General features: G+C 58.2%; 5 protein-coding genes and 2 tRNA genes. 4 read left to right on the top strand and 3 right to left on the bottom strand.

The window, feature by feature from the left end; genetic code table 11:
* Positions 1-190 precede the first annotated feature (190 nt).
* Positions 191-267 (bottom strand) — tRNA-Arg (locus tag ACZCED_RS24365).
* Between the two features lie 273 nt (positions 268-540).
* Between ACZCED_RS24365 and ACZCED_RS24370 the strand changes: the two genes are divergently transcribed.
* Complete coding sequence (locus ACZCED_RS24370) at positions 541-1,362, top strand: metal-dependent hydrolase (RefSeq protein WP_464862042.1); 822 nt, start codon at positions 541-543, stop codon at positions 1,360-1,362.
* 67 nt (positions 1,363-1,429) lie between these two features.
* Here ACZCED_RS24370 and ACZCED_RS24375 read toward each other — a convergent pair.
* Positions 1,430-1,505: transfer RNA gene (locus tag ACZCED_RS24375), tRNA-His, on the bottom strand.
* A 236-nt stretch (positions 1,506-1,741) separates the two neighbouring features.
* Here ACZCED_RS24375 and ACZCED_RS24380 point away from each other — a divergent pair.
* From ACZCED_RS24380 to ACZCED_RS24390, 3 genes are all read left to right on the top strand, one after another.
* The gene (locus ACZCED_RS24380; protein WP_462970017.1) at positions 1,742-1,915 is read left to right on the top strand and encodes a hypothetical protein; all 174 of its coding nucleotides are present in this window, start codon (positions 1,742-1,744) and stop codon (positions 1,913-1,915) included.
* Between the two features lie 301 nt (positions 1,916-2,216).
* Entirely contained in the window at positions 2,217-4,130 is a 1,914-nt protein-coding gene (gene selB / locus ACZCED_RS24385) for a selenocysteine-specific translation elongation factor (RefSeq protein ID WP_462970018.1), read from the top strand.
* A gap of 68 nt (positions 4,131-4,198) precedes the next feature.
* Complete coding sequence (locus ACZCED_RS24390; protein ID WP_464862043.1) at positions 4,199-5,512, top strand: DUF2333 family protein; 1,314 nt, start codon at positions 4,199-4,201, stop codon at positions 5,510-5,512.
* A 74-nt stretch (positions 5,513-5,586) separates the two neighbouring features.
* Here the strand turns inward: ACZCED_RS24390 and hemW are convergent, their stop codons facing one another.
* On the bottom strand, positions 5,587-6,738 hold the full coding sequence (hemW, locus tag ACZCED_RS24395) for a radical SAM family heme chaperone HemW (RefSeq protein ID WP_464862044.1): 1,152 nt from the start codon (positions 6,736-6,738) through the stop codon (positions 5,587-5,589).
* Positions 6,739-7,049 lie beyond the last annotated feature (311 nt).

Below are 7,049 nucleotides of genomic sequence, written 5' to 3' on the forward strand. Positions count from 1 at the left end.
ATGATCTCGGGTCACAAAACAAGATCGGTTTTCGACCGCTATAACATAGTTAGCGATGCCGATTTGAAGCTTGCAGCGCAACGTCAACAAGCCTACCTAGAATCAATCGTGGGCACAATTCCGGGCACAATTGCCGATTTTAATGCAAAAAAGGGCTAACCAAAAATGTGCCATAACCCGCTGATATCATTGGCGCGCCCGGAGGGATTCGAACCCCCGGCCTACGGATTCGAAGTCCGGCGCTCTATCCAGCTGAGCTACGGGCGCGTGTTTCCATATTTGGCCAATGGCTTCACATTGGTTCACAGCAAACTATCCCCTCAATACCCATTTCCAGCATAAATTTCAATTCTTAGTTATAAAAATCCGCAAATCGCATCCGCATCCTACCTGCTGTCGCCGAACAAACTCAATTCGAGGCTGGCGAAACTGCCCTCCACCATCTGCAATATGGACAATCGCCGTTAAACGCTTACCATTATGGCCATTGTTGGTCGAAATTGATTTGACACAATACAAACAATATAGGGAGCGACACCCATGACAAATAAAAAACGATTGTACCCATACATACTGGTTATCGCCGTCCTCGCGGTGCTGAACGTCTCGCCGGCCCATGCATTTGAAATCCAGTGGTTCGGCCAGGCGGCTTTTAAAATCACGACGCCGGGCGGCAAGGTTATCCTGATCGACCCCTTCATCACCCAAAACCCCAAGACACCTGAAGAACTCAAAGACCTGAGCAAGCTCAAACAGGTGGACCTGGTATTGGTCACCCATGGACACGGTGATCACGTGGGCGACACCGCCAAAATCTCCGAAACCTACGGGGCCAAAGTGGCCCTGAACGCGGACATGGGGCACACCTTTGCATCCCTGGGATGGGTGCCTTACGAACGGTTGATTCGCTTCAACAAGAGCGGCCCGATCATGCCGCTGGGCGATGGCATTCGGATTACCATGGTTCACGCGGAGCACAGTTCGGATGTCGTCCACACCGACCCGGATAGCAAGGAAAAAACCGTCCACCCGGGTGGCGAACCCTGCGGCTATATCATCGAACTGGAAAACGGTTTTACGATCTACCACGCCGGCGACACGGGGGTGTTCAGCGACATGGCCTTTATCGGGTATTATTACAAGCCCGACCTGGCGCTGCTGCCCATCGGCGGCCACTTCACCATGGACCCGGATCACGCGGCCTTCGCCATTAAAAATTACCTCAAGACGGAAAAGGTGGTGCCCATGCACTACGGCACATTCGCGCCGCTCAAAGGCACCCCGCAGCAATTGAAAAAAAGCCTGGGCGGATTTGCCACCGACCTCATCGTCATGCAGCCGGGGGAGGTTCGCACGTTTTAAACCCAACGGTTGGCTGAACAAAAAAGGCCGCTGCAACACATACGTTGCAGCGGCCTTTTGATTTTTATGGGGTGAGTGATGGGACTTGAACCCACGACCCTCAGGGCCACAACCTGATGCTCTGCCAACTGAGCTACACCCACCATAAGAACCCTTTCCCTAACAGATCACCTGTCCCATTTCAACTTAAATTTTCAGAGGGATGTAAAAAGTCGGCCGATCCTTGTCACGCGATTCCAAGGGATTCGGTGGCGGGATTTAAGATATTGAAAAACCAATGTGTTCCCCATAAGTATTGACCTGATCGGCCTTCTAATATACCCTGACGCTTCATCAAAAACAGCTTGCTGAACCACTTGATCCGGAAAGAGGTAGCATCTTGACCCAGTTTCACATCTTCATCATCAGGGCCATCCTGGGGGCCGGTTTTGCCGTGATCCTCTCGCGCATGTTTTTTCCCGAGTTCAACATCATCTATGTCGCCGGATTGGGCATCATCCTCGTGGGGCTGGCCTATTTTGCGGAGTACCTCAGAAACCGCAAAAAATCATGAAAGGACGATCGCGTAAAAAGCCCGATTTCTGCGTTACGCTTCACCCCTCGTCACTGCAGCGTGCGCTCAGTATGCTGCCTTCGGCACCCGCGATAGCGGTATTCTCGAGATGGAACGTTAAGGTTCGCCGCAACGATAAATGTCGATTTCCTGTTCGCTCGTTCAAGCTCGCTTTCGCGGCTCGCAAGCCTTGATCTCGAACTTTTTTACGCAACCGTCTGAAGTGCAATAAATTTTATGTTCACCATGCTTTACCTGAAACGTTAAACTTTTTCTTGCAAACCGCTGGAGCGCATCGATCGTGAAACAGATTATTCTCGGCACCGCCGGACACATTGACCATGGCAAGACCAGCCTGATCAAGGCCATCACCGGGACCAACACCGACCGGCTCAAGGAAGAGCAGAAACGCGGCATCACCATCGAACTGGGCTTTGCCTCCCTGGACCTTCCCAGCGGCCGGCACCTGGGCATCGTCGACGTGCCCGGTCATGAAAAGTTCGTCAAGAACATGGTCGCCGGCGCCACGGGGATCGACATCGTCTGCATGGTCATTGCCGCCGACGAAGGGGTCATGCCCCAGACGCGCGAGCACATGGAGATCTGCGCCCTACTGGGCGTAAGGCACGGCATGGTGGTGCTCACCAAGATCGACATGGTCGACGACGAGTGGCTGGAGCTGGTCACCGAAGATATCCGGGATTTTACGGTGGGCACCTTTCTCGAAGAAGCGCCCATCGTACCGGTCTCCTCGGCTACGGGAGACGGCATCCCCCAATTTATCGAAGTACTGGACACCTTGTGCGAAGGGGTTCCCGAGCGCGGCACCACGGGTCTTTTCAGGCTTCCCGTGGACCGCGTTTTCTCCATGAAAGGCTTCGGCACAGTGATCACCGGCACCCTGATTTCCGGCCGGGTCAACGTCGGGGACACCATCATGATCTATCCCGGCAAAACCACCTCCAAAGTGAGGGGCATCCAGGTTCACAACCAGAGCCGGGAGTTCGCCGAAGCCGGCATGCGCACCGCCATCAACTTCCAGGGCCTGGAGAAGACCGCCATCAACCGCGGGGATATCCTGGCCCGCGAAAAAACCCTGATGCCCAGCTACATGGTGGATCTGGAGCTCCACTTTCTCTCCAGCAACAAGAAGCCCATCAAGAGCCGGACCCAGGTCAGGTTCCACACCGGCACCAGCGAAACCATGGGCAACCTGATCCTGCTGGACCGTGACGAGCTGGCGCCCGGAGAGACATGTCCGGCACAGGTCCGCCTGGACGAACCGGTCAGCCTGATCCGCGACGACCGGTTCGTGATCCGCAGCTACTCCCCGGTGCGCACCATCGGCGGCGGCAAGCTGCTCAACCCCATTCCCGTCAAGCACAAACGGTTTCAAAAAGAGATCATCGAGGGCCTGATGAGCCTGGTCGATGCCGCGCCCGAAGGCATCATCGACTACCATGCGCGCACGGCCGGCCCGGCCGGCGTCACCTTCGACGAACTGCTCCTGATGACCAATCTGCCGGCAAAGGCCCTGGATGCCGTTATCGGCACCCTGCTCAACAGCCAGGCCATCCTGCTGGTTGACAAAGAGAACCGCACCTATATCCACCTCGACGTCTTCGACAGTCTGAGGCAATTGAGCCAGGAGGTGCTCGAACGCTACCACGGCAGCAATCCGCTCAAGACGGGTATCTCCAAGGAGGAGTTGAAGTCGAAGTTTCCCCGGCAGGCCGGCGGCAAGCTCTTCACCCTGGTGCTCAACCGGATGATCAAGGACAGGCAACTGGTCCTCGAGGACGACACGGTCCGGCTGGCTTCGCACACCGTATCCCTTCAGGTGGACCAGAAGGCCTCGAAACAGCAGATCATAGACATCTACAGAAAAAGCGGGCTGACGCCGCCCTATTTCAGGGAGGTCGTCAAGGACCTGGATGTGGACCCCAAGTCGGCCAAGGGTGTCCTGGAACTGCTGGTCGGCGAGGGGGTGCTGGTCAAGGTGAAGGAAGATCTCTACTATGACCGGGCGACCATCGAAAACCTGAAAGACGAACTGGTGGCCTATATCCTGGAAAACGGTGAGATATCCACGCCGGCGTTCAAGGATATGACTGGAGCTTCCCGCAAATATGTGATACCTTTGATCGAGCATTTCGACGCCACCAATGTCACCATCCGGGTGGGGGACATCCGGAAACTCAGGAAACGCCAATAACACAGCCCTAATACCAGATCCGGCGGACAACTCCAGCCGGCCGGCACGATTTCGAAGACGGAGCAGCCATGGAAAAAAACGCCAAGGGATTCGAGTTCAGGAAATTTGCGACCCCGCGCATCATCGGCGGCATCGCCATAGCAGTAATTATCCTGTGGGCCCTTTCCATTATCTTCGGCACGCCGCAAGGCCCGTCATCAGATGAAACGGCCGTACGCCAGCTCGATTCACCTGCCGGCAGCGACGACCGGAGCAAATCGACGCTGGCGGAACACCCGCCTGCAGCGGACCCCGCTGCCAAAGGCCACACCACTGCCGCGGCTGACCATGGGGCACCCACCAGGACCGGCGCAGCGGGACAGGGCCCCACCACGCATGTAGTGACCACCGCCCAGACAGCCGACGGCAGCCACACGGCCCCCGCGACCGGCCAATCGGCCGCCCATGGGACCCCGGCAAAAGCGACAGGCGCGGCGCCCGCCCGACAACCGGAACCGCACCAGCAGCCGGTGGCTGCTGCCGACCACAGCGCACAGACAGGCGGTCACGGCGCCGCCAGCCAACCTGCCGCGAAACAGGGTGCCGCCGGGCACGCCATGCCGACCACGGCCGCCCCGGTGCACAAACCCACGCCAAAGGGCGTCGCATTCGTCGAGGCGACCATCAAACCCTTGAGCTACGAACTGGAAGAACGCTGGTGGGGATGGCGACCCAACGATATCATCGAATTCACGGACAACGTCAACACATTCCAGTTGGGCGTGCTGGAAGTGACCCGGCGCACGGTGGTGGCCCTGGCCGAACGCATTTCCCGAACCGGCGTCACCGATTCCTTGGATCCCAATCTGGAAGATGCCATGAACTGGTTCATGGTCAAAGCCAGCAGCTACTGGTTTCCCTCCGCCGAATCGAAGTACCAGGAAGGACTGGAGGAACTGCAGGCCTACCTCGAAAAGCTCAAGGCCGGCAAGGCCACCTTCTACACCCGTGCGGACAACCTGATTCCGCTGCTGGCCTCGTTTGAAGACCTGTTGGGCAGCTGCGACGAGAACCTGGTAAAAGAGACCTACGATGACGGCACGCCCATAAGCATGTTTGACGTGGACAACTACTTTTTCTACACCCAGGGGGTGGCCAGTTCCATGGCTACGGTGCTGGAGGCCATTCACCATGACTTTCTCATCACACTGGAGTCACGCAACGCGACCGAACTGCTGCACCACGCCATCATCTCCTGCCAGCGGGCCGCGGAAATGGACCCGTGGATCGTTCTGGACCGCGACCTGAGCAGTATCTTCGCCAACCACCGGGCCAACATGGCGGCCCCCATCAGCCATGCCCGGTTCTACATCGGACAATTGATCAAGACACTGTCGACATAATCGGAGATCGGAAGACAGAGTTCGGAGGACTGAGAACTAAAAACCTTGAACTCTGATGATCCCTGAACCCGGCTTCAACTAAGCAGCCGATCGGCGACATGCTCAATAAATCGCATGCCCCGATGGGACAGGCAAATCCGTCCTGACGACTGTGCCACCAGACCCTCGTCGATCAGTCGTCTCACCTCCGATCCAAAGCAGTCAAAGAACCCGGCGTCAAAACGTGAGGCGAAGTCAACCGTATCGATGCCGTCCGTCTGCCGCAGCCCGAGGTAGACGAATTCCATCATGCGTTGTTCGCGGGTCAGCCTTTCCGTTTCCGCCACGGGGAGTCTGCCGGCCTTCAGGTCCGCCAGGTAATCGCTCAGGGACCGATGATTCCACCAGCGCGTGCGGTCCCGAAAACTGTGGGCGGCCGGCCCGAACCCCAGGTACGGTGCAGCGGTCCAGTATTTACGGTTGTGACGGGAGCGCCGGTCGGCGGTATCCCCGGCGGCATGGCGGGAGAAGTTGGATATTTCGTACTGGCGGTAACCGTGGTGGTTCAGATAGGCGGCGGTGGCAGAGAACAGACGCCCGGCGGTCTCCTCGTCCAGGGGGTGGACCTGCCCGTCTTGCACCTGCTGCGCCATGGGCGTGCCCGGCTCCATCGTCAGGGTGTAGCAGGAAAGATGATCCGGTGCCAGCCGGACCACGCCTGCCATCTCCGCTTCCCAGCGGCTTCGGGTCTGCCCGGGAACCGCGTAGATCAGGTCCAGCCCGATGTTGTCGAACCCGGCCGCCCGGGCCCAGCGGTATGCATCGACGCCCTTTTGAGCCGTGTGAATCCGACCCAGAAAAGCCAGGGTCCGGTCATCGAGCGACTGCAGGCCGATGTTGAGCCGGTTGATGCCGGCCGCCCGGTAGGCGGCCAAAGACGCCGGGGTCACGGTTTCCGGATTGACTTCCAGGGTGATTTCCGCACCGGTTGCTACAGAAAAACAGGAATGGATGGCTTCGAGAACCTGCGCAATCTGAAGCGGCGTCAGGATCGACGGCGTCCCGCCGCCGAAATAGATGGTGTCCGCACGGGGGACCCGCTGCCGACGCAGGTTCAGCTCGGCCAGCAGGGCCTCGGTGTACGCCGTGATCGAACCAGGGTCGGTGATGGAGTAGAAATCGCAGTACGGGCATTTGGCCCGGCAGAAAGGGACATGAACGTATAACCCTGCCGGGGTGGCAGGCAAGCTGGAGGACGCAGCTGTTGCTATGGAAGGATCGTCCGTCAGGGGGTGAGAACTCCTTGTATATGATGGGCGGTCCCTTGCCCCCGGTTCAGGGTCGAAACCGTCTACGGTGACGGGTCAAGCGTGGACGACGTCGTCTGAGACCGGAAGTCCGATGCCCGAGGTCTGAGACCCGAGGCCCGAGGTGGATTATCCGTCTTCCGACCTCAGCGCTCCGTCTTCCGGCTTCGGGCATCACTTGACGCCCTGGCCCATGTCCAGGCCCAGCTCCAGCGCCTTGCGGTTCATCTCGATAAACCCCGACGGGATGC

This window comes from Desulfosarcina sp. (assembly GCF_055467485.1).

Bases quoted from the DNA above. Each gene is read 5' to 3' on its own strand.
- ACZCED_RS24370 (WP_464862042.1), top strand. From the start codon at position 541: ATGACAAATAAAAAACGATTGTACCCATACATACTGGTTATCGCCGTC.
- ACZCED_RS24390 (WP_464862043.1), top strand. From the start codon at position 4,199: ATGGAAAAAAACGCCAAGGGATTCGAGTTCAGGAAATTTGCGACCCCG.